We start from the raw sequence: 22,810 nt of genomic DNA, 5'->3' as shown, positions 1-22,810 counted from the left end.
CAGCTGCATAGATTTGAAAATCAACAAATTTATGGGGTAAGGGGGAAATGCGCTTTTAGAGACTACTTCGTTTATAATTTTTTAGTCTAAACCCCCGGATTCTGTTCTGTAGATGCTTCCGTAGATTCGGAAAATAACAGAACAGAGTCCGGGGATTCGTTATGCAGTCTGTTTTACAGTCCAGCCAGCTTCTGCAGCGCCTCGCCTGCAATCAGCAGATCCTCATGCTCAGCCAGGTAAGCCTCGCCTGCGGAGGAGTATCTTTCGTTGCTGCCGTACTCGGAGAGAATATTGGAAATCTTGTTGAATTCTTCCGGGGTGTGGCTGCTCTTGTGGATAATCAGGCAGTAGTCGCCGTCCCGCTTCAGACGGTACAGGGAGTTGTGACCCTGATAGAAGCCCTGAAGCACATGGGCCGCGTCGATGATCGTATCCAGATCCGGGAAGGAATACAGGCGGGTCAGGTCAATCTCGGAAGCGAGAGAGACGGCCTTTTCTGCCTGCTCCTCCTTGCTGGAGGCGGTGGAGTCCTGAAGCTTCTTTTCAATGAGCTTCTTGAACATGTCTAAGACATTGTCAGCGCCTTCCGGCAGGAGACCGCCCAGGTCGCCCAACTCCTCAGGAGCGGGAACGGTATTGTCGCCGCCCGGCGCGAATTTGGCGAAGCGGGTATCCAGCTCCTCCGGATCCTCTACCTTGGTAATGATCAGGACGATACATTCATTGGGCAGGGGGATCGCTTCGATCATCAGCGGAATATTGTCAGCCTCGAAACCAAATTCGATGGCTGCCTGCTGCATCATATCCCGAAACAGCTCTTTTGCCTTTTCTGTACCGTAGGCCAGTTCACTGAGCTTGATCTGACGGTTATTCAGATCGTCTCTGGTCAGGGTGCAGCGTATCTGGTTGTCGTTTATCTTTTCTATCTTCATATATCCTCACATCCAATAAATAAAATCTCAAAAGGGTTTCAACTCTATTATATACAAAACAGCAGGGAGATACAATATTGAATCTGCAAGGAAATTGTGAAAAATTCTGGCCATGTCTAAAAATTTCATAAATTTTCCAATTTGCTTGCATTTTGGGGAAAGAGAAGGTTATAATGAATCTGGAAAAGCCGCCCGGGGAAGGGAGGCAGCGCAGAACACGATTTTTACAGAAGCCCAGGGTAAGCCAGGCTTTTATCTACGGAGGTCCGCCATGGCGGATGAACCGTATTTCTCAGGCACCGCATCGGTGCGTTTTCCACGATTGACAGATAAAGAGTTTTCAGAGAGAGTAACGGCGGTCTTTTCCGGAATAATATATCACGATCTCCTTTTGGGGAGCGGGCGGCTGCGGCCCGAAGTCGTGAAAACAGGCGAGGTCCCCTCCGAGCCTTACAGACCGGGCCGTAAGCTTCATCCGCTGAAAAAATGCCGTAAAACCTGTCGAAAATGGGTGACGTGGGAAGAAAATTCTGTTATGATAGACCCGATAGGAGGTTTCTGCTATGGCAACGACAAAACGAAAGAGACGAAGAAGATCCCGGGGAAGACGAAACGCGGCGCCCATGCTGGCAGTACTTGTACTGGCTGTGCTGATTCTGGCAGGCATAATGTTCGCTTTCCTTTATGAGAAATATAGCCCCTCCAAGGAGCGCATGAGCTGGAATACTTATTTTGAGGTGACGACCGGCGACGAGGCGGCAGTGATTTTAAATGATCAGATGATGGACTTTAAGGCCAAAATCATCGACGGCGAGCCCTATGTGACCACTGATACCCTGTATGATTACCTGAATTCCCGTTTCTACTGGGATTCCCAGGAAAATCTGCTGTTGTATACGACGCCGACGGAGCTGATTACCGCTTCTGTGGGAAGCAATACCTATACGGTGGCGAAGCAGTCCTACACCGAGGATTACACGCCGGTGAAGGTGGACGGCGATACGGCTTATGTGGCCTTGAAATATATTCAGAAATATACCGGTATTCAGTATGAGCTGATGACGGACGAGGTAAACCGCGTCAATATCAAGACCAAATTCGGCACTGCGGAGACAGCGACCGTGAAGAAGAACGGTAATGTCCGCTACCGGGCAGGCATCAAGAGTCCGATTCTGACCGATGTAGCCAAGGGCGATATCCTGTATGTGCTGGAGGAGAAGGAGGACGTGGGCGACTGGACCAAGGTGCGCACTTCAAATGGCTTCATCGGCTACATCCGCAATAAATACCTGGGCCAGAAGGGTGAGGAGACCACCGAGTCCAATTACACCGAGCCCGAGTACACGAACATTTCCAAGGATTATACCATCAATATGGCATGGCATCAGGTGACCAACGCGGACGCCAACAGCAAGGTGCTGGAGACCATTGCGAATACCAAGGGTCTGACCACCATTTCTCCCACCTGGTTCTTCCTGAAGGATGATGACGGCAACATTGATTCTCTGGCAAGCCAGACTTATGTAAACTACTGCCATCAGAACAACATCGAGGTGTGGGCGCTGGTGGAGGATATCACCCACAAGGACAGCATTACCGACAAGGAGATTCTGTCCCGGACCTCATCCAGACAGCGGCTGGTCAGCAATCTGATCGCTAAGGCCATCGAGTTCGATCTGGACGGCATCAATATCGACTTCGAGTACATCAATGAGGAGTCCGCCAAGGGCTATGTGGAGTTCCTGCGGGAGCTGTCCATTATGTGCCGCCTGAACGGCATCATCCTTTCTGTGGATAATTACCGTCCGGCGGGTCACAATCGCTTCTATAACAGGGCCGAGCAGGGCGTGGTGGCGGATTACCTGATTATCATGGGGTATGACGAGCATTACGCGGGCTCCGAGGAGGCCGGAAGCGTGGCAAGTATTAACTGGGTGCGCGAGGGCATCGAGGAGACGCTGAAGGAGGTTCCGGCGGAGAAGGTCATCAATGCGGTTCCCTTCTACACCAGGCTCTGGGAGGAGCGGCCTAAGACCGCCGAGGAGCTGGCACAGGAGTCCGACACGGATGATTATGTACCGAATGTGGTCAGCAGCAAAGCCTACGGCATGGACGCCATCGACAAGATTCTGGCCACCAACGGCGCGGAAAAGAGCTGGGACGAGACCACGGGCCAGTATTACGCGGAGTATGTGTCCGACGGCAAGACCTATAAGGTATGGCTGGAGGAAGAGGAATCCATCGCGCTGAAGGCGGCGCTGATTAAAGAATATAACCTGGCGGGTATTTCTGCATGGAAGCTCGGATTTGAGCGGCAGGATATCTGGGATACGATTTTGAAATACGTCAACTAAACGTAAAAAACCAGAACGGCGTAAAAAAGAAAAGGGAGAACATTCGTCAAGCTTGCTTGTAAGAGTGTTCTCCCTTTTCTTTTTTCATCGGATGGTAACCCGATGCCGTTCGTCCGTAATCCTAGGCCTTAAGTTCCTTCGGTTTCCGAATCCCATGGGAGGTAGCCTCCCCGGAGATGCGCGCCAGATCCGAAAGCGGCAGGGTCAGTTCGCCGCGGAGCCAGGCTACATAGACGGCCACTGCGCCCGCCACGAAATATTCCGCGTAAAGCCGCAGCTCCTGGGCAGGAAAATCCACCTTATCCTGGTAAACCTCGACGGTGGTACTGATAATAATCCGCTTCACTTCCGTCCAGAAAAAGGTATTGGGATTTTCCCTGGAAAGAAAGCGGTAAAATTCAATATCCGGTTCCATCAGCTGATTCAGAGACTGAAATAATACGTCCGTCTCGAAAGGATTGGAAAAGAATCTCTTTTTCTCAAGAATATGAAGAAGCTCGTCTATCTTTCGATGGGCGGCGTCCCGCATGATATCCTCCAGGGATTCATAGTGGAGGTAAAAGGTCTTGCGGGCGATGTTGGCCCGCTGGGCCAGCTCGGAAATGGTAATCTTCTGCTCTTTTTTCTCAAAAATCAATTCCAGATAAGCGTCAATGATAGCGTCCCGGGTCTTACTGATTCTTTTGTCCATGATTCTGTACTCACTTTATTCACAACTGTGTAGTATGTTACGAAACAAAACATACTGGTCATTGCTCTTTGTTTTTTTTCCATTATAATATATTTTTTAGAGAAAGATCAATGAATATTCACAGTAAAAAGCAGATATCCGGAGGAGGAACAGAATTACAATGAAGAAAGTGATAGAGATTTTCAAAAGAGATATCTCTCGGCTGGGAAAATCCCCGGCGGCCATCATTGTGGCCGTGGGAATGTGTATCATCCCGGCGCTGTACGCGTGGTTCAATATCGCGGCGAACCGCGACCCGTACGGCAACACAGCAAACATTAAGGTGGCCGTAGCCAACAATGACGTGGGGGCAGAGAACAAAAAACGAACCCTGGACGCAGGCCGGCAGATCCTGGACCAGATGGAAGAGAATGACGATCTGGGTTGGGTATTTACCGATGAAGAGGATGCGGTAGATGACGTAAAATCGGGAAAATATTACGCGGCCATCGTGATTCCGGAGACCTTCAGCGCGGATCTGCTGCAGATTGAGGACGGAACCTTGGGTTCCCCGGAGATCAAGTATTATGTAAACGAGAAACGGAACGCGGTAGCGCCGAAGATTACCAACACCGGCTCCACCACGATTCAGGATAAGATCGAGGAAGAATTCTATAAGGTAGCATCCGAGACCATCGCGGAGGAGCTGCAGGATCTGGGCGTGTCCCTGGGAGACGATCTGGAGACAGCCAACGACAACATCCTCAGCATGATTTCCGATGCGCGGGATAATTTCCAGTCCTATCAGCAGGTGCTGGCGGATTTCCAGGCGACCATCAGCCAGGGAACAACGCAGATTCAGCACGGCAAAGCGACACTCGTCAAGGCAGTAGAGGCGGCTGACGCGGGCAGCACTGCGTTTCAGGACGCGAAGGACGCCCTGGCGAGCAGCCGGAAGAGCGTGCGCTCCTTTGGTTCCTCCTTCGACCAGAGCCTGAGCGACGGCGAGACCCTTCTGAATAATGTGTACGCGACGGCTTCCACTAAACTGACCGGTCTGGAGACTACGGCCACTCAGGCCCAGAAGCTGCTGGCGGCGGGCCAGACCTACAGCCAGAAGATCGATACGGACAGCAAGAAGGCCATTGAGACACTGACGCAGACGATCCCGGTGGTGGACGCACAGATTCAGGAAAAAATAGATTATATTAATGGGAAAATTGCCGAGGTAAATGCGTCGCTGGCTTACCTGGAATCCCGTCCGGATGCAGAGAAAGCCACCGAGGATTATCAAGTGAAGTATCAGACGGCTGTGGCCACCAAGGCCTACCTGGAAAAGACACTGGCAGAGGTTCAGGCCATGAAGGAAGCCACAGACGGCAGCCTGGCCAAGCTGAAATATGCGCTGGGTCAGCTGCAGGAGCAGAACGAAACCCTGACCACGACCCTGGCTAATGTAAACGCCAACAGTGGCAAGCTCAACGACGTGATGTCAACCATGGGTACAGCCAAGACCAGTATCGACGGCATTCTGACCCAGGGTAAGAGCACCCTGCGGGATGTGCGCGCAAGCCTGAACAATAACCTGCTTCCGGGCGTGGCGACCTCCCTGGATACGGTTTCCAATGTGACCGGCGACCTGAAGACCACATTGAATGACGCTTCCGCCACAGCATCCCAGATGCAGGGCGTGATGGATCAGCTGAGCAAGAGCCTGACGGAAGGCTCCAAGGCTCTGGGAGAGACCGGCGACACTCTGGAGAATCTGGACGCCCGGCTGGCGGGACTGCAGAATGACCTGGAGACCCTGCGGGCTTCCGACGCCTATCAGGATATTCTGGACCTGCAGGACGTGGATCCGGACGCCGTATCCGCATTTATGACCACACCGGTGACCCTGACCACCACCACCTTCTATGAGGTGGAGGATTATGGCTCCGGCATGACGCCCTTCTATACCAACCTGGCGCTCTGGGTGGGCGGTATGGTGCTCATCGCCCTGTTGAAGCAGGAGGTGGATGAGGATGAGAAGGTGAAGAAGTTCACCCTGACACAGGCATATTTCGGACGCCAGATGCTCTTTATCCTGCTGTCCATTGTGCAGTCCCTGATCATCTGTCTGGGCGACCTGTATCTTTTAAAGGTGCAGTGCGTACACCCGGGACTCTTCATCCTGACCGGCGTGATCGCGGGGCTGGTATACCTGAGTCTGATTTACGCCATTACTGCGGCCTTTAAACATATCGGACGCGCCATCTTCGTATTCCTGGTGATCATCCAGATTCCGGGGTCCACAGGCACTTTCCCGGTGGAAATGATGGGTGGCTTCTACAAAGCTATCTACAGGTTGATGCCCTTCACCTACAGCAATACGGCCATGCGTGAGTGTATCGGCGGCCTGTATTACAACACCTGGCTGAAAAATATCGGTATCCTGGCGGCATATTTCCTGCTGGCCCTGTTCATCGGACTGGTGCTGCGGCCGCTGCTCCTGAACCTGAACGCGCTCTTTGACCGGAAGCTTGCGGAGGCGGATCTGATTATTTACGAGGAAAATGATAAAACCACAGATCTGACGCCGGAGCTGATCGCGAGAGCCCTTCAAAGCGACAGCGAGGCCAGAGAGGAATTCTGCGGGAGAGCGGCGCGGTTTGAGAAGCATTATAAGAATCGGAAACGCTTCGGCTTCCTGACCATGGCGGTGGTACCGCTGATTTTCCTGATTCTCATGTTCAGTGTGGAGTCCAAGCTGGTATTCCTGGTGCTCTGGATCTGCACACTGATTGGCGTGTCCATTTACCTGGTTTGGCTGGAATATCAGCATGAGCGGATGCAGAAGCAGCTGAAGCTCCAGGGATTTTCTGACGGCGATCTGCTGGCAGCGTTGAAGGAGGAGCGGGCATGAAAAACATCTTACAGATTTTTTTGAGAGATATACGCAAGATAAAAGGCAACACCATTGCCATGATTATGATGATTGGTATTCTGGTGGTCCCCACGCTGTACGCCTGGTTCAACATCGGCGGCAGCTGGGATCCCTATGAGAATACCTCCGGAATCAAGATTGCGGTGGCCAGCGACGACGCGGGCTACCAGGGTGATCTGCTGGCTATCGACATCAACCTGGGCGATAAAATCCTGACCTATTTCCATGAAAATGATGAGATGGACTGGGTATTCACCGACAGTGAAGAAGCCATCGAGGGAGCCAAATCCGGAAAGTACTACGCGGCCATTGTGGTGCCGGAGAGCTTCAGCGAGGATATGATGACCCTCTTTTCCACAGGAAAGGATCTGAAGAATCCGGAACTCCAGTATTACGCCAACGGCAAGAAGAACGCCATTGCTTCCATTGTGACGGAGAAGCGGGCGGATGCCGTGCAGGGCGAGGTGAGCGAGAAATTCGTGAAAGCCATTTCCAAGGCAGCCCTGGAGGCTATGAAGACGGTAGTCAATGTGGCAGACGAGGCGGACCAGTCCGATATCGTCGATAACCTGATTCATAATCTGGAAGATATTTCCAGTGACCTGACGGCTGCTGCGGGAACCATCAGCGCTTTTGAGAGCATGGCTTCCGCGACTCAGACCATGCTGGATTCCACCTCCACATTCCTGAAGGATACCCAGACCCGTTCCGACGGGGATCTGGATTCCCTGGGTGAGCTGGAGGGTACGGTCAATGAGTTAAAATATTCTCTGGACGGCGCGACCAGCCGACTGAACGACGCGCTGGAATCCAGTGCGGCCCTGTATCAGGAGATGGCCAAGGCGGTCCGGCAGGGTATTCAGGCTGCAGCTACTTCCGATGATGTGGCTCAGCTGAAGACTTCCCTGGGCGATATCAGCACCAAGCTGGATACGGTGATCACCGGCTACAGCTCCGCGGCGGATCAGCTGGACGCGGCCAATGCTTCCCTGGCGCAGCAGGGCCTGGATGTGGGGCTGGGAGACGTGATTGCGGATCTGCGGACCACAGTCACCCTGATGCAGACCCTGAAGACAGGACTGGGCGATGCCATGACTTCGGTTGGTACCCTGACGACGGATGCGGCTGCAGCCCAGAAGGAGCTGGACGGAATTCTGGCCAAGCTGGCGGACAATGCGGCATCTGTTCAGAAGGATTATGAGGATCACGTGAAGAAGGATCTGCAGGATCTGGCTTCCTCCGTGGGAAATGCGGACGCGAAGGTGACGACACTGCTGGATTCCATGGACGAGGGACTGGACGGTGTCTACAAGCTGTCGGATTCCACTGAGTCCGATCTGGCGAAGCTTCAGAAGACATTGAAGACCTCCCGGGGACTGCTGGAGCGGGGCGCGGCGGATCTGACCGATCTGGCAGATCGTCTGCGGAGTGAAAAGGACCGCGACAGTCTGGACACCATGGATTCCCTGCTGGACGAGGATCTGGACGTGGTGGGCAGCTTTATCTCCACACCGGTGGAGCTGACCACCGAGCATGTCTATGAAGTGGAGAATTACGGCTCTGCCATGGCTCCTTTCTACACCACCCTGGCTATCTGGGTGGGCGGCGTCGTAATGGCGGCCATGCTGAAGGCAGGCGTGAAGGAGAAAGAGCTCATCGGCCTGACCAATGTAAAGAATTACCAGAAATATCTGGGCAGATACCTGCTGTTCCTGATTCTGGGACTTTTGCAGGCAACCCTGATTTGCTTGGGCGACCTGTATTTCCTGGGAATCCAGTGCAAGAGCCCGCTGCTATTCCTGCTGGCAGGCTGGGTCACGAGTCTGGTTTATGTCAACCTGATTTACACCCTCTGCGTGTCCTTCGGAGATATCGGAAAGGCGGTCAGCGTCATCCTGATGGTACTGCAGGTGGCAGGCACCGGCGGCAATTTCCCCATCGAACTGGCACCGGCCTTCTTCCAGAAGCTCTATAACGCCCTGCCTTTCGTATACAGCATGAACGCCATGCGTGAAACAGTCGCAGGCTTCTACGGCAATTACTACTGGAACCAGCTGGGAACCCTGCTCCTGTACCTGATTCCGTCCCTGGTCCTCGGCCTGATCTTAAGAATGCCGATTATCAGGTGGAACGAACATTTTGAGGAGAAGCTGGAGAGCACGAAGCTGTTTTAACAGGATGTTTTGGAAATAATACAGAGAATCCGTCATATATTCTAAAAAAGAATCTATGGCGGATTTTTTATGGATTTTTATGGAAAAATACAGGATAGAAAAGGAGAGACTGCGGCGCTTAAGGGGACGCTTCGGGGCAGGGAGCGGCGGATGGGGGTTCTGATGGCCGGGCTGGTACTGGTGGCTGCAGTGGTATGCGGGCAAAATGGCGGCGCGCGGGAGGCGGCGTCGAAGCAGGCGAACCATACGGATTCCAGACTGGTGATCATTGACGCGGGCCACGGCGGAGACGATCCCGGGAAAATCGGAGTGGACGGCGTGCAGGAGAAGGAGCTGAACCTGAAAATGGCGCTGGCCCTGCGGGATCTCCTGGAACAGCAGGACGTGGAGGTATTGATGACCAGAGAAGACGCGGGCGGCCTCTACGACGAGCGTACATCCAATAAAAAGGTGCAGGATATGCGGCGGCGCTGCGAGCTGATTAACAGGGAAAAACCGGCCTGCGTGGTCAGTATTCACCAGAACAGCTATCACGAAGAGAGCATCCACGGCGCGCAGGTCTTCTATTATAAGACCTCAAAGGAGAGCGGGGAGCTGGCGAAGATTCTCCAAAAAGAGCTGGTGCGGGTGGTGGAGCCCACAAACCATCGGCAGGCCAAGGCCAACGACACCTATTATCTGCTGAAGAAGACGGAGGCGCCCACGGTCATCGTGGAGTGCGGCTTTCTAAGCAACTGGGACGAGTGCGCGAAGCTCCAGAACGAGGAGTATCAGGCGAAGCTGGTGTGGGCGATTCAGATGGGTGTTTTAAAATATCTGAACAGTAACAAGTTTACATAATATAGAGTAAATACCTGTAACAATCCGTTGCTATTCCTGTGAAAAAATGCTATAATTTACCCAGAACTGTGGACTGATAGTGAAATCAGTCTGAAAACATCTAAAATAATGTAATTTGTTCAGTACAGCCCGAAGCACTAGCTGCTGAGGGCGTAAGAAAGTGATTCAGGGGTGCAAAATCCCATCGGCAAAGCCGATTCTCATGGATTTTGCATCGTAACTGGTCAGGCACTGAACAGTTACGATAGGAGGACAAACAAATGATAGCATTAGGCTGCGATCACGGCGGATACGATCTGATGCAGGAAGTTATTGCCTATCTGGACAAAAACGGTCTGGAATACAAGAACTTCGGCTGCGATAATGCGAAAGACGCTGTGGATTATCCGGATTACGCGAAGAAGGTGGCAGAATCCATCCTGAGCGGAGAGTGCGACAAGGGAATTCTGATCTGCGGAACCGGCATCGGCATCTCCATCACCGCGAACCGTTATAAGGGAATCCGTGCGGCACTGTGTACCGACTGCTTCTGTGCAGAGGCCACCAGACAGCACAACGACGCGAATATCCTGGCCATGGGAGGCCGCGTGGTAGGACCGGGCCTGGCCATCAAGATCGTGGACACCTTCCTGAACACCCCGTTCTCAGGAGCAGAGCGCCACGCCAGAAGAATCGGTAAAATCGAGCACGAATAAAAATCATTTTATAGAAAAGGGAGACAAAAGAAATGTCTAAAGTAGTAGTAATGGATCACCCGTTGATTGCCCATAAGATCGGAATTATCCGCAAGAAGGAGACCGGTACCAGAGAGTTCCGCGATATGGTCAGCGAGATCGGAGCGCTGATTACCTATGAGGCAACGAAGGATCTGAAGCTTCAGGACGTGGAGATCGAGACGCCGATCTGCAAGACCACGGTAAAAGAGCTGGCTGGTAAGAAGCTGGCCGTGATCCCGATTCTGCGTGCGGGACTGGGCATGGTAGAGGGCGTTCTGACCATGATTCCGTCCGCGAAGGTAGGCCATATCGGACTGTACAGAAACGAGGAGACACTGGAGCCGGTAGAGTATTACTGCAAGATCCCGAAGGACTGCAGCGAGAGAGATGTATTCGTAGTAGACCCGATGCTGGCCACCGGCGGTTCTGCCATCGCGGCGATCCAGATGCTGAAGAATCGCGGCGTAAAGAATATGCGTTTCCTGTGCGTTATCGCAGCTCCGGAAGGCGTAAAGAAGCTGCAGGAGGCACATCCGGACGTAGATATCTACATCGGAGCCCTGGACGAGCATCTGAACGAGAACGGTTACATCGTTCCGGGTCTGGGCGACGCCGGTGACAGAATTTTCGGAACCAAGTAAATTGCCGCTCACTTAGTTCACGGCAATTCACTTGGATGTGCACAGAACGTATGCCTGTCGGCATAAGTTCGCGCGTGAAAAACTCGGGATTTTGACATGGATATGTCAAAACCCTCGCGGAATAGTGAAATGTGAGGGTTGTTATAAAAATACTATGATATATTTTATAGCATGGGAGGTAAAGGCATGGGAGATAAGCGGAAGGATTACATCACCTGGGATGAATATTTCATGGGAGTAGCGCTGCTCTCAGGAATGCGTTCCAAGGATCCGAATACGCAGGTGGGAGCATGCATTGTCAGTCAGGACAATAAGATTATGTCCATGGGCTATAATGGATTCCCTAAGGGCTGTGATGACGATGAATTTCCCTGGGGCCGAACCGGAGAAAGCAATGATACAAAGTATCCATTTGTGACCCATGCAGAATTGAATGCCATTCTCAATTACAGGGGCGGGAGTCTGGAGGGCGCGAAGATTTACGTAGCCCTGTTCCCATGCAATGAATGCGCCAAGGCTATTATTCAGGCGGGTCTGAAGACCGTGGTCTATGCCTGCGATAAATACGCGGATACCCCCGCGACACTGGCCTCCAAGCGCATGTTCCGGGCGGCAGGCGTGGAGCTGGTGCCCTATCATCATACGGGGCGGCAGATTATGTTGGAAGTGTAAAGAGAAGATAGAAAATAAGAAAACGCCGATGGGTGAGAACGTGTTTCGCATATCGAACGGATTTGAAATCTGATATTTGACAGCGGGATAAAGTTCTTACACATCGGCGTTTTTGTATTAAAAATGACTCCGAAGATTTGTTTACATAGTCAGAACAGTGGATGCAGAGAGCTTTTGGGATGTGTCAGTCCTCCGGCCAGTAGTCCTCCAGCGCCGGGAGCAGCGTCCCATCATAAATCAGCCGCAGCAGCGCGTCCAGCTTCCGGAGGGAATCCAGGAGCTGCTCTGTGGTAATCAGCTTCTGCTCCACCGCGTCGGCAAGCTCGTCCAGATCCACCACCTTGATCAGACCGGAGGGGTAGATGAGCACGTCCGCCAGCAGATCTGTAAAGGTGAAGGTATCGGTAGCAGCATCATATTTGGTGGCAATGATATCACAGTACCAGCAGATCAGATTGCCCTGATGGTCGATGAAGCGGCTGACCTTCCAGCCCTCCTTCAGGAGAAAGCAGGAAGAGCCGTGATGCAGCTCTTTCTTGGGTTTGATGGTGGTCCATCGGGTGACCAGCAGCCGGTCGCTGCGGTGAACCACCACGTCCCTTTCCAGACGCAGGGTTTCCAGAGGGATCAGACGTTTGCGAATCAGGGTGGGGTGTTGCGGCATGGCGGAACCTCCTTTTACTGATGATTTTTCACAAGGGTTAAAGAATCGTGCTCCACATACTCTTTCTCCGTGGAGCGGCGATTGTAATAGGTTCTCTTATATACATCCGGATCCGCCAGCAGCAGAAACTCCGATGGCGTATATCCGGTGATGTCCTTGAAGACTCGGTTGAAGGTGCGAATGTTGTTGAAGCCGCAGGACAGAGCCACGTCAGTGATTTTCTTCCCGGTATTCCGAAGCTGCGAAGCGGCCTGTTCCACCCGGACCAGGTTCAGATAAGTGACGAAATGGATGCCCATGAGCTTCTTAAAGGTCCTGGAGAAATGACTGTTGCTGAAATTCATCCGGGAAGCGGCGTACTCCAGGGTAATATTGTCGGCGTAGTGTTCGTCGATATAGGAAAGCAGATCCTGCAGATCCCCCAGCATCCGGGAACGCCGGCCGTCGGGAAGCTGCTCCGCGTCAGTCCGGGGATGACAGCGCTTCAGAAGCGCCCAGAAGGTCTGGATGGAAGAAGTGACCACCTCCTGGTAAAAGGGCTTCTTCTGCTCCAGCTCCCGGGAAACGGTGTCGATGAGATTGGTAAGCCGGTCAGACAATCCGTGAGTCTCCAGTTCCTCCTTTGTCACCAACGGATGCACGAACCCGGGATTCTGGAAGATAGGTCCGAGAATCGAGGTGTCGAAAATAATAAAATCAAGGGAATTGTCCATCCCGTGGGAATCGCTGTAATGAATCATCCCGCTCTCGCAGACCGCCAGATCCCCGGCGCGGGCCAGAAAGGTCTGGTCGGTGACGCTTAAGAGACAGGAGCCCGAACGCACATAGATCAGCTCAATTTCCTTATGCCAGTGGGCCAGAAACCCGATGTTATCGTACCGGGAATGCCAGACCATATAGTCAGAGTCGTAGTTTCGCACTTCATGGAAAGCTTTCATAATAAAAAATCTCCTGCCACGTAAAAACTCGGTCGAAATTGATAAAAGATGTTCCTTTTATATAGAAGAAATATAACAACTAGCACAAAAAATGTCCATATCATAACAGAAATTTACGTGCATTTTTTTATAAACTGTTATATAATGTGATCATCAGAAACGTGAAAATCTATTTTTGAAAAATGGAGGGTTTTAAAAGTGGCAAAATCTAGATTAATTGGCGATTATCCGGTAATCGGTATCCGTCCCACCATCGACGGAAGAAGAGGAACTCTTGACGTAAGAGGTTCCCTGGAAGAGCAGACCATGGGCATGGCAAAGGCAGCGGCAAAGCTGTTTGAAGAGAATATCCGTTACTCCAACGGCGAGCCGGTGAAGGTTGTGATCGCAGACACCACCATCGGACGTGTAGGTGAGGCAGCGGCTTGTGCAGACAAGTTTCGCAAGGCAGGCGTAGACATTACCCTGACCGTAACTCCCTGCTGGTGCTATGGTTCCGAGACCATGGACACCGACCCGCTGACCATCAAGGGCGTATGGGGACTGAACGCTACTGAGAGACCGGGCGCTGTATACCTGGCTTCCGTACTGGCTACCCACGCACAGAAGGGACTTCCGGCATTCGGTATCTACGGACATGACGTACAGGATGCTGACGACGAGACCATCCCGGAGGACGTAAAGGCAAAACTGCTCCGCTTCGGCCGCGCCGCAGTAGCAGCAGCAAGCATGAGAGGAAAATCCTACCTGCAGATTGGTTCCGTTACCATGGGTATCGGCGGATCCATCATCAGCCCGGAATTCATCGAGGAATACCTGGGAATGCGTGTGGAGTCTGTAGATGAGGTAGAAATTATCCGTCGTATGACCGAGGGTATCTACGATCACGAAGAGTTCGAGAAGGCTCTGAAGTGGGCGAAGGAGACCTGTACTATCGGCTTCGACAAGAACCCGCCTGAGCTTCAGATGACAGAGGAGCAGAAGGAAGAGCAGTTCGAGTTCGTCGTAAAGATGGCTGTTATCATCAAAGAGCTGATGAACGGCTGCGACAAGCTGGATCCGAAGTTCTCTGAGGAAGCTATCGGACACAACGCTCTGGCAGCAGGCTTCCAAGGACAGAGACAGTGGACAGACTTCTACCCGAACGGAGACTTCGCAGAGGCGATGCTGAACACCTCCTTCGACTGGGAAGGCGCAAGAGAGCCGTATGTACTGGCTACCGAGAATGACGTACTGAACGGTCTGGGCATGCTGTTCATGAAGCTTCTGACTGGCCGCGCTCAGATGTTCGCGGACGTTCGTACCTACTGGAGCGGCGACGCAGTAAAGAGAGTTACCGGTTATGATCTGGAAGGTAAGGCAAAAGAGTCTGACGGCTTTATCCATCTGATTAACTCTGGCGCATGCTGTCTGGATGCCTGCGGCGAAGTAAAGGATGAGAATGGCAACGGCACCATGAAGCAGTGGTGGGACGTAACCGAAGAGGATCAGAAGAAGATTATGGAAGCAACCACCTGGAACGCAGCTGACAACGGCTACTTCCGTGGCGGCGGATTCTCCTCCCGTTTCCTGACCAGAGCTGAGATGCCGGCTACCATGATTCGTCTGAACCTGGTAAAGGGACTTGGACCGGTTCTGCAGATTGCAGAGGGCTGGACCATCAACCTGCCGGATGATGTATCCGATACTCTGTGGAAGAGAACAGACTATACATGGCCCTGCACATGGTTCGCGCCGCGCTGCACAGGCGAGGGCGCATTCAAGACTGCTTACGATATGATGAACAACTGGGGCGCAAACCATGGCGCTATCAGCTACGGCCATATCGGAGCAGACCTGATTACCCTTTGCTCCATCTTAAGAATCCCGGTATGCATGCACAACGTTCCGGAGGAGGAGATCTTCCGTCCGGCAGCATGGAACGCATTCGGTATGGACAAAGAGGGACAGGACTTCCGCGCATGCAAGGCATACGGCCCGCTGTACAAGACTATCCGTTAATTTCATTAAAAAGATTATTTCAGGAGGCATGGCGCGAAGCGTCATGCCTCTTTTGAACTGGTATGTAAAAGTTGCTCTTGCAATATAGGAAAAAGTCTGTTAAAATAAGCCATGCTGCAAAAGAGAATATAGGGCAAACCTGTTGAAAAGCAGGGACGCAAAGCCAGATGGGTCTAAGGGTAAAACTATGACAGCCGGTTGCTATTAGAAATCCGAAAAGAATTCTGATATGTTTGGATGCTGTGATTCGTGCGCTCAATTTGACGCCTGTTGCAGCATTTTTTATAGGATAAGAGTTTCTCAAAGCTGCCAGAACGGTGGAGGAGAGGGGCTCTTATAAGAGGGGAATGTGAGAGATCACGGGAAAACGCCGGGGACGGAAGTCTCCGGCGTTTTCCTGCGCTTTTTTGCTCTATAGGAAATACCGTGTTACATTAAAGTGTGAAAGCTATGATTCCTATAGAGCAAAAAGCCCCTCCGGGGGATCGCACTGCGGCGGAATGGAATCATGTCGCTAAAGCGACCCGCCGCAGGCGGAGAATCCTACTTCGCAGGATTCTTTCTTGTTGTGGAGAGCCAAAAAGAGCCGCCACTGGCAGCTCTTTTCGGACATAACAAGGTTGGACAATTGATTATTCGAAACAGTCGATGGTATCTTCTGTCGCGATGGTGATAGGCACTTTAATGTAATAGGATGAGGGCTTCTGCTTCTTGATAATATAATCAAAGAGGATCTTGACGATCTGATAGCCCTGATTGGTGGCGCTCTGGCCGATGGCGAAGTCCACGGTGCCGTTCTGGAGTAATGTCAGGGTATCTGGAACCAGATCATGGCAGATGACCTTGATCTTGCCGGCCTTGCCTGCGATATCCAGAGCCGTTCCCACGCCGCCGATGCCGCCTCCGGTGATGTAGATGCCCTTCAGGTTCGGGTAACGGTTGCAGTATTCCAGCGTGTATTTGAATGCCTCGTCCTTACGGTCCTGATTTTCCTTGATATCTACGATGTGGAGATCAGGATAACGGGACGCCAGCTTTTCCTGGAAGCCCTTCAGTCTGCACTGGTGGCAGGACAAGCTGGTGGAGCTGATGATGACGCCGACTTCGCCGCCATCCGGCAGCAGATGCCCCATCAGGCCGCCTGCAGCCACGCCTCCCTGGACGTGATCCTGACCCAGAAAACAGAGGTCGTGGATGCCGTCGATCCGGGAATTGAAGGTCATGACCACGATTCCCTCGTCCACCAGTTGATTAATCTTATTCTTTACCTGTGTATCATCAATCGGAAATACGGCGATGCCGCTGTAACCGTTAATACTCATCTCATTTAAAATACTGATAAGCTCGGCTGCCTCCAGTGTCGTCAGCATCTTAACATCGATCTTCAGTCCGAAAGGTGAGAACTCGTCGGTAGCCTGCCGGATTCCTTTTAAAATAGCCTGAATGAACGGATTATAGTCTGGTGTCAGAACGATACCCAGCTTCGTAGGTTCCTTACTCTGCACCAGTGCCTTGCCGAGAAAGTTGGGTTGATAATTCAGCTCTTTGGCAATCTGAAGAATCTTCGCCTTGGTCTCAGCCTTCACGCCCGGACGATCATTTAAGACCTTGTCTACGGTGCCACGGGACACATTCGCCAGCTCAGCAATCTGTTTTATGGTAACACTCACTGTTTATTGCCCCCTGCATAGCATACTTTATACTTTTTATATACGTTGATTACAGCATATCAGAAAATTGTGCTCGTGTCTAGTTCTAAAAATGAAATATTTTCCCGAAATCTTCGAAAGCCTTGAAACAGCACGGAAATTGTGAAAAATAACTAAAAATATAAGCGATATCCTGTGAAAACTGTCTATTGATATGATGAAAAACCGATGTTATAATGAATTCAATAAATGAGCACGAGCACAAAAAAGAAAACATAAAGAATTCGGAAATGGCAGTTGATTACGAGCAAAATTCGAATCTTTTTTTAAAAACAAGTAGAGCACGAGCACAAAAAGAAATAAATGTAAGCCAACGGAAAGAAAGAGAGGAGATTTCGATATGAAGTTCGGAGTGGGACATGCGTACTGGGGAAACACAGGAGCGTGTGATATTGAAAAATACAAAAGAGTAGCAAAGAAGCTGGCAGACTTCGGCTTCGACATGTTTGAGGTGACAGCAGATCATATTTACCATATGAGCGAGAAAGAACTGGCAGAGTTAGACGCAGTGGCAAGAGAGTATGGTTTGACACTTTCCACCAACAGCGGCCCTGCAAAAGAGTATGACCTGTCTTCCCCGGATGAAGCAGTGAGAAAGAACGGTCTCGAGTACTTCACACAGATCGTCAGGAACATGGCGGCCATTCATTCCCCGGTTCTGGCAGGCGCTATTTATTCTTTCTGGCCCAGCGATTTCGCTTATACCGATAAAGAGGCAGCCTGGGAGCACAGCATTCCGCTTCTTCGGGAACTGGGTAACCGGGCAGAGGCTTACGGTATCGACTGCGCGCTGGAGGTTCTGAACCGTAACGAGACTTATATCCTGACAGACTGTGCAGAGGCCATCGAGTACTGCAATCAGATAGGGAAGAAAAATGTCAATATCCTGCTGGATACCTACCATATGAATATCGAAGAGGACGACATGTGCGGCGCTATCCGCAACGCGGGCGATATGCTGGGTCACGTCCATGTGGGCGAGAATAACCGGAAGCTTCCTGGTATGAATAACAGCCTTGACTGGGCAGGTATCGGACAGGCCCTTCGAGACATCCACTATGATAAGGGCGTGGTAATGGAGCCGTTCCTGTTCCGGGGCGGAGACGTAGGATATAGCTGCAGAGTATGGAGAGACCTGAGCAATGGAGCAACACAGGAGCAGTTGGACGAATATCTGAAGACATCTCTGAAATTCCTGAAAGAGAAGTTTGAGGCATAAGCAGGAGGTAAAAACAATGGCTGAAATCGTAACGATGGGTGAATTACTCTGCGAGATCATGAGACCCACAGAAAACGTAGAATTATATGAGACCGGATACTTCCGGGGCCCCTTCCCCAGCGGAGCACCGGGAATCTTCATCAGCACAGCAGCGAGACTTGGCTGCTCTGCAGGCATCATCGCCGGAGTCGGCAGGGATGATTTCGGAAAGAACATCCTGGATCGCCTGAAAAAGGACGGCGTAGACGTGAGCAGAGTGCTGGAGAGCGACAAGGGTTCCGCAGGAGTGGCATTTGTTACCTACTATTCTGACGGCGAGCGGAAATTCATCTTCCATGTGGACGGAACCCCGGCGGTAGAGCCGAAGGCTCCGGCAGACCTGAAGGGTCTGGAGGATACGAAATATTTCCATATTATGGGATGCTCTTTGATGTCTTCTCTGGCATTCGGAAAAGAGATTGTCAAGGCCATGAACATGTTCGCGGAGCAGGGTACGAAGATTAGCTTCGACCCGAATATCCGTATGGAGATGCTTCACGACCCGACCGCCATGGACCTGGTACAGGAAGTGTTCCGCAATTCCAGTATCTTCATGCCGGGCGTGTCTGAGCTGAAGCAGTTTACCGGCAAAGATAACATCGAGGATGCAGTAAAGGCAGCCTTTGAAAATGAGAAGCTGGAACTTCTGGTTCTGAAGAATGGTTCCAAGGGATCCCAGATTTACAGCCGCGAGGGTCTGGTGGAAACCATGGGTGTATACAAGGTAGAGCAGGAGGATGCCACCGGCGCGGGCGACAGCTTCGACGCAGCGTTTATCTGCGGGCTGGCACAGGGCAGAAGCCTGAAGGAAGCGGCTCAGATGGGAGCAGCCGCAGGTGCTCTGAACGCAGCAGCTTTCGGACCGATGGAAGGAAAGATTTCTCCTGAGACGGTTCGTGAAATGATAGAAAACAACAGATAGAGGTGAAGAATATGGGAGATTATCGCTTGGAGGTACGTGGACTGCACAAACGGTTCCCGGGCGTCTATGCTGTTAAAGATGTAAGTTTTCAGATAGCGCCGGGTGAGGTTCACGCTCTGGTAGGCGAGAACGGAGCCGGAAAATCCACATTGATGAAAATGATTACCGGAGAGTATATGCCGGACGAAGGTGTGGTTCTTCACAACGGAAAAGAAATTCATCCGAAATCCATCTCTGATTCCATCAAAGAAGGAATCGCCATGATTCATCAGGAACTGGCGCCGCTGCCGGAGATGAACAACGCGCAGCTGCAGGCTGCTGAGTCTCAGGGAAGAGACCTGATCCTCATCGGTACCGACGTAATTCCGGATACTCTTCAGGCAGTAAAGGATGGCCGTGTAGCAGGTTCCGTACTTTAGGACGCAAACACACAGGCAAGCACAGCAGTAGACGTAGTTGTTAAGGTAGCGGCAGCCCCGCTTTCTTTTTGAAATTTTCTTGAGATTTTTTTCCGGGCAGGAAAACCCTTTGGAGGTTGCGCTTTTTCGGAATCCGGGGTATGATAAGTAAGGTAAGAAAAGACAACACTGAATCAGACGAGGAGGAACGATCATGTCATTTGTTACATCAGAAAAGATGCTTTTGGACGCACAGAAAGGCGGCTACGCCGTAGGCGCTTTCAATGTGGAGAATATGGAGATGGTCATGGCTGTTATCTCAGCGGCGGAGGAGCTTCGGGCCCCGCTGATGCTGCAGACTACGCCGTCCACCATCAAGTACGCGGGACTGGATATGTATCTGGCTAATGTAAAGGCAGCCGCTGAGCGTGCCAGCGTTCCGGTGTGTCTGCACCTGGATCACGGCGACAGCTTTGACCTGGCGATGCGCGCATTACGGACAGGCTACACTTCCATCATGATTGACGGTTCCCACAATGTGTTTGAAGAAAATATAGCAGTGACCAAGGCTGTAGCAGACGCCTGCAGACCCTCCGGAATACCGGTGGAGGCTGAGCTCGGTAAGGTCGGCGGCAAAGAGGACGATCTGGACGGCGGCGAGGGCAATGGCTATACCGATCCGCTGGAGGCAAAGGAATTCGTGGAGCGCACCGGCGTGACTTCCCTGGCCGTAGCCATCGGAACGGCTCACGGTGTATACAAGGGAGTGCCGAAGCTGGATCTGGATCGCCTGGCTGAGATCCGGAAAGTCGTAGATATTCCGCTGGTACTGCATGGCGCAAGCGGACTTTCCGAGGAGGCAGTCGTAGAGAGCATCAAGCGCGGTATCTGCAAGGTGAACTTCGCTACCGAGCTTCGTATCGCTTATACCGACGGCGTAAAGGAATTCCTGGCAGCGAACCCGGACGCTTTCGATCCGAAGAAGTACGGCAAGGTAGCCATGGAGCACGTAAAGGCCATCGTGGAGACACGTATGAAGATGTGCGGCTGCACTGGCAGAGTATAATTCATAAGAAGAACCAAGCGCGGGGACTGTGTAAAACCAGTCTCTGCGCTAAAATTCTAATTGGAAATAACTGGGAGAAAGAAAAGTGAACGTGAGAACCATGCAGACAGACCGCAGGCGGCAGCACCTGATTTTTATCGGCCTGTTTCTTTTATTACAGATCATTTTTATCGCGAGGAGCTTCTGGGGCTTCAATACAGCCGACGAGATGTATTTTATCGGCTGCTCCGAGCGGATATTCCGGGGGGAAAAGATTCTGATTGATGAGTGGAATCCCACCCAGCAGCTCTGTACCTTTCTGCTGCATCCCATCTATTGCCTGATCCGGACTGCCATGGGGACCACAGAGGGCATCGTGATGGCCAGCCGGTTTGTTTATCTGGCCTACTCGGCGGTACTGACCCTGTTTTTCTATCTGCGGTTCCAGCGGCGGGGTTACGCCTCCTTCGGACCCGTGTTCCTGTTCGCAATTTTTGCCCCCTTCAGTATTTGCGCCATGTCCTACAATTCCATTGAATTCGGACTGCTGCCGGTGCTCCTGGCGGTTCTCTCGGCCCGGATGGAACATTCGGTGCCGGAATACATTCTGTGCGGCATCCTGATGGCCATGATTGTGCTGGCGAATCCTTTCGCCATCCTGATGTATGTGGCTTACGGCCTGCTCTGCCTGGTGGTGACCCTGCGGCACAGAAAGCGGGGAACCCGGCCGGAGGGAGCACTGCAGTTTCAGAACTTTCTCTGGATGACGTTGGGGGCCTGTATCATTCTGGCACTCTTCCTGGCCTTTATCTTTCAGCGGGGAACCCTGGCGGAGATGGTGGCCAATGTGCCGCATATCGTGGGCGATTCCGAGCATCAGCAGGGCTACTGGTACAAGACCTGGCGGTATTTCCATCTGTGCTTCAAAAATTACCGCTGGATGTTCGTGGGGCTGGGCGTAGTGTACCTGGCCACAGGACTGGACAGAATGCGCTGTGAGCACGGGCTGCGGTACATGATTCTGGCGTCCCTCTGCGTGGTGCCGTACCTGTTTTACTATACCTTTATTTTTGAAAATATTACTGTGAATTATCAGATGCTGCCGCTGGCTTTCTGGTGTCTGGAGGCCTATCTGGTCACGGAAAAAAGGGATAAGCGGCTCTTCTGCTGGTGGTATCTGCCGGCCATGGTGTTCACATTGCTGGTTCAGTACGCCACCAATACGGGAATTGTGACCCTGAGTGTGGCCTACGGCATGTGCTCCTGGGTGGGTCTTCTGTTCGTGGCGGACTGGATCCGGGAGGAGAAGGCCCGCAGAAAGCCGGGAACCGGCTGGAGGGCGGTGTGCGTCTGTTCGGCTCTGGTGATTGGATTCCAGTTTTTTGGCACGTTCTTCCTGCGGATGACCTACGACTGGGGCGACGAGCGGGGCTGGAAGCTGACCGCCCAGATGAAGCGCGGCCCTCTGAAAAATGTGTTCACGACGCCGGAGATGGCGGAGTGGTACGGGAAGGTACTGGATGAGATCGATAGGTTGGATCTGACGGAAAAGGATGAGCTGATGGTGGTGGGCGTGGCCCCCTGGATCTATCTCTACACGGACGCGGGCTGCGGCAATTATTCCACCTGGCAGGTACACGAGGGCAGCACCCAGCTTTACGACTACTATGACCTGCACCCGGACAAATTCCCGGACGTGGTCTATATGGCCCATTGGGCGGAGGAGTTCATGGCCTGCGATCTGTCCCACCTGTTTACGGACAGGGAGTACGAGACGGTGTATCAGGGAACCGGCACGGTACTGATGTCGCCGGAGCGGGCCGCAGTCTTCCGCGCAGAGACAGGAAACTGATTGGAAATAACAGAAAATGAGAGACGAGGGGCGTCGGAGGGATCCGACGGCCCTTTTGTTTACAAAAAGTTTATATTTTTTCGAGAGAGTTTTGGAGC

18 protein-coding genes and 1 riboswitch are annotated in these 22,810 nt (G+C 52.1%); of the genes, 13 read left to right on the top strand and 5 right to left on the bottom strand.

What is annotated here, in order from left to right:
- Positions 1-173 precede the first annotated feature (173 nt).
- Complete coding sequence (locus OCV63_RS05695) at positions 174-932, bottom strand: adaptor protein MecA (protein ID WP_158362618.1); 759 nt, start codon at positions 930-932, stop codon at positions 174-176.
- A gap of 563 nt (positions 933-1,495) precedes the next feature.
- On the opposite strand from OCV63_RS05695, the gene OCV63_RS05690 reads away from it, so the two are divergent.
- Positions 1,496-3,286, top strand: coding sequence for a glycosyl hydrolase family 18 protein (locus tag OCV63_RS05690; RefSeq protein ID WP_262670658.1), 1,791 nt, complete (start codon positions 1,496-1,498; stop codon positions 3,284-3,286).
- A 121-nt stretch (positions 3,287-3,407) separates the two neighbouring features.
- Here the strand turns inward: OCV63_RS05690 and OCV63_RS05685 are convergent, their stop codons facing one another.
- Positions 3,408-3,977 (bottom strand): TetR/AcrR family transcriptional regulator, encoded by a 570-nt coding sequence (locus tag OCV63_RS05685; RefSeq protein ID WP_158362616.1) that lies wholly within the window; start codon positions 3,975-3,977, stop codon positions 3,408-3,410.
- Positions 3,978-4,137: 160 nt separating this feature from the next.
- Here OCV63_RS05685 and OCV63_RS05680 point away from each other — a divergent pair, with 160 nt between their 5' ends.
- The 6 genes from OCV63_RS05680 to OCV63_RS05655 all read left to right on the top strand — a co-directional run bounded on the left by OCV63_RS05680 (position 4,138) and on the right by OCV63_RS05655 (position 11,925).
- A complete protein-coding gene (locus tag OCV63_RS05680; protein ID WP_158362613.1) occupies positions 4,138-6,861 on the top strand; it encodes a YhgE/Pip domain-containing protein in 2,724 nt (907 codons plus the stop codon).
- Positions 6,858-9,056: a YhgE/Pip domain-containing protein gene (locus tag OCV63_RS05675; RefSeq protein WP_158362611.1), complete on the top strand. Its 2,199-nt coding sequence runs from the start codon at positions 6,858-6,860 to the stop codon at positions 9,054-9,056. Before OCV63_RS05680 ends, OCV63_RS05675 begins: the two co-directional genes overlap by 4 nt.
- Before the next feature lie 150 nt (positions 9,057-9,206).
- A complete protein-coding gene (locus OCV63_RS05670) occupies positions 9,207-9,896 on the top strand; it encodes an N-acetylmuramoyl-L-alanine amidase (protein ID WP_158362631.1) in 690 nt (229 codons plus the stop codon).
- 260 nt (positions 9,897-10,156) lie between these two features.
- A complete protein-coding gene (gene rpiB / locus OCV63_RS05665) occupies positions 10,157-10,591 on the top strand; it encodes a ribose 5-phosphate isomerase B (RefSeq protein ID WP_158362609.1) in 435 nt (144 codons plus the stop codon).
- A gap of 32 nt (positions 10,592-10,623) precedes the next feature.
- Positions 10,624-11,253: a uracil phosphoribosyltransferase gene (gene upp, locus OCV63_RS05660; RefSeq protein ID WP_158362607.1), complete on the top strand. Its 630-nt coding sequence runs from the start codon at positions 10,624-10,626 to the stop codon at positions 11,251-11,253.
- Positions 11,254-11,439: 186 nt separating this feature from the next.
- Positions 11,440-11,925, top strand: a complete 486-nt coding sequence (locus OCV63_RS05655) for a deoxycytidylate deaminase (protein ID WP_158362605.1) — start codon at positions 11,440-11,442, stop codon at positions 11,923-11,925.
- A 184-nt stretch (positions 11,926-12,109) separates the two neighbouring features.
- Here the strand turns inward: OCV63_RS05655 and OCV63_RS05650 are convergent, their stop codons facing one another.
- Positions 12,110-12,589 carry a ribonuclease FAU-1 family protein gene (locus tag OCV63_RS05650; RefSeq protein ID WP_158362603.1) on the bottom strand — a complete coding sequence of 160 codons (480 nt, stop codon included), beginning with the start codon at positions 12,587-12,589 and terminating at the stop codon, positions 12,110-12,112.
- Positions 12,590-12,603: 14 nt separating this feature from the next.
- Positions 12,604-13,527 (bottom strand): AraC family transcriptional regulator, encoded by a 924-nt coding sequence (locus OCV63_RS05645; RefSeq protein ID WP_158362601.1) that lies wholly within the window; start codon positions 13,525-13,527, stop codon positions 12,604-12,606.
- 198 nt (positions 13,528-13,725) lie between these two features.
- Here OCV63_RS05645 and OCV63_RS05640 point away from each other — a divergent pair, with 198 nt between their 5' ends.
- Complete coding sequence (locus OCV63_RS05640) at positions 13,726-15,528, top strand: L-fucose isomerase (protein WP_158362599.1); 1,803 nt, start codon at positions 13,726-13,728, stop codon at positions 15,526-15,528.
- A 122-nt stretch (positions 15,529-15,650) separates the two neighbouring features.
- Positions 15,651-15,734, top strand: a riboswitch (cyclic di-GMP riboswitch).
- A gap of 426 nt (positions 15,735-16,160) precedes the next feature.
- Here OCV63_RS05640 and OCV63_RS05635 read toward each other — a convergent pair.
- Positions 16,161-17,198: a LacI family DNA-binding transcriptional regulator gene (locus tag OCV63_RS05635; RefSeq protein ID WP_158362597.1), complete on the bottom strand. Its 1,038-nt coding sequence runs from the start codon at positions 17,196-17,198 to the stop codon at positions 16,161-16,163.
- 379 nt (positions 17,199-17,577) lie between these two features.
- Here OCV63_RS05635 and OCV63_RS05630 point away from each other — a divergent pair, with 379 nt between their 5' ends.
- The 5 genes from OCV63_RS05630 to OCV63_RS05610 all read left to right on the top strand — a co-directional run bounded on the left by OCV63_RS05630 (position 17,578) and on the right by OCV63_RS05610 (position 22,712).
- Positions 17,578-18,456 carry a D-psicose 3-epimerase gene (locus OCV63_RS05630; RefSeq protein WP_158362595.1) on the top strand — a complete coding sequence of 293 codons (879 nt, stop codon included), beginning with the start codon at positions 17,578-17,580 and terminating at the stop codon, positions 18,454-18,456.
- Between the two features lie 16 nt (positions 18,457-18,472).
- Positions 18,473-19,417: a sugar kinase gene (locus tag OCV63_RS05625; protein ID WP_158362593.1), complete on the top strand. Its 945-nt coding sequence runs from the start codon at positions 18,473-18,475 to the stop codon at positions 19,415-19,417.
- A gap of 11 nt (positions 19,418-19,428) precedes the next feature.
- Positions 19,429-19,836 (top strand): ATP-binding cassette domain-containing protein, encoded by a 408-nt coding sequence (locus tag OCV63_RS05620; protein ID WP_262670656.1) that lies wholly within the window; start codon positions 19,429-19,431, stop codon positions 19,834-19,836.
- A gap of 193 nt (positions 19,837-20,029) precedes the next feature.
- Positions 20,030-20,881: a tagatose-bisphosphate aldolase subunit GatY gene (gene gatY, locus OCV63_RS05615; protein WP_158362591.1), complete on the top strand. Its 852-nt coding sequence runs from the start codon at positions 20,030-20,032 to the stop codon at positions 20,879-20,881.
- A gap of 85 nt (positions 20,882-20,966) precedes the next feature.
- On the top strand, positions 20,967-22,712 hold the full coding sequence (locus OCV63_RS05610) for a hypothetical protein (protein ID WP_158362589.1): 1,746 nt from the start codon (positions 20,967-20,969) through the stop codon (positions 22,710-22,712).
- Positions 22,713-22,810 lie beyond the last annotated feature (98 nt).

Source organism: Laedolimicola ammoniilytica (assembly GCF_025567165.1).
In the GTDB taxonomy this organism is placed as follows: Bacteria; Bacillota; Clostridia; order Lachnospirales; family Lachnospiraceae; genus Laedolimicola; species Laedolimicola ammoniilytica.
The sequence above is the reverse complement of the archived record's forward strand: the minus strand, read 5'-3'. Positions and strand labels throughout refer to the sequence as shown.

What these genes read in the sequence shown, in the direction of transcription:
- OCV63_RS05695 (WP_158362618.1), bottom strand. Translation starts at nt 932, where the DNA reads ATGAAGATAGAAAAGATAAACGACAACCAGATACGCTGCACCCTGACC.
- OCV63_RS05690 (WP_262670658.1), top strand. Translation starts at nt 1,496, where the DNA reads ATGGCAACGACAAAACGAAAGAGACGAAGAAGATCCCGGGGAAGACGA.
- OCV63_RS05685 (WP_158362616.1), bottom strand. Translation starts at nt 3,977, where the DNA reads ATGGACAAAAGAATCAGTAAGACCCGGGACGCTATCATTGACGCTTAT.
- OCV63_RS05680 (WP_158362613.1), top strand. Translation starts at nt 4,138, where the DNA reads ATGAAGAAAGTGATAGAGATTTTCAAAAGAGATATCTCTCGGCTGGGA.
- OCV63_RS05675 (WP_158362611.1), top strand. Translation starts at nt 6,858, where the DNA reads ATGAAAAACATCTTACAGATTTTTTTGAGAGATATACGCAAGATAAAA.
- OCV63_RS05670 (WP_158362631.1), top strand. Translation starts at nt 9,207, where the DNA reads ATGGGGGTTCTGATGGCCGGGCTGGTACTGGTGGCTGCAGTGGTATGC.
- rpiB (WP_158362609.1), top strand. Translation starts at nt 10,157, where the DNA reads ATGATAGCATTAGGCTGCGATCACGGCGGATACGATCTGATGCAGGAA.
- upp (WP_158362607.1), top strand. Translation starts at nt 10,624, where the DNA reads ATGTCTAAAGTAGTAGTAATGGATCACCCGTTGATTGCCCATAAGATC.
- OCV63_RS05655 (WP_158362605.1), top strand. Translation starts at nt 11,440, where the DNA reads ATGGGAGATAAGCGGAAGGATTACATCACCTGGGATGAATATTTCATG.
- OCV63_RS05650 (WP_158362603.1), bottom strand. Translation starts at nt 12,589, where the DNA reads ATGCCGCAACACCCCACCCTGATTCGCAAACGTCTGATCCCTCTGGAA.
- OCV63_RS05645 (WP_158362601.1), bottom strand. Translation starts at nt 13,527, where the DNA reads ATGAAAGCTTTCCATGAAGTGCGAAACTACGACTCTGACTATATGGTC.
- OCV63_RS05630 (WP_158362595.1), top strand. Translation starts at nt 17,578, where the DNA reads ATGAAGTTCGGAGTGGGACATGCGTACTGGGGAAACACAGGAGCGTGT.
- OCV63_RS05625 (WP_158362593.1), top strand. Translation starts at nt 18,473, where the DNA reads ATGGCTGAAATCGTAACGATGGGTGAATTACTCTGCGAGATCATGAGA.
- OCV63_RS05620 (WP_262670656.1), top strand. Translation starts at nt 19,429, where the DNA reads ATGGGAGATTATCGCTTGGAGGTACGTGGACTGCACAAACGGTTCCCG.
- gatY (WP_158362591.1), top strand. Translation starts at nt 20,030, where the DNA reads ATGTCATTTGTTACATCAGAAAAGATGCTTTTGGACGCACAGAAAGGC.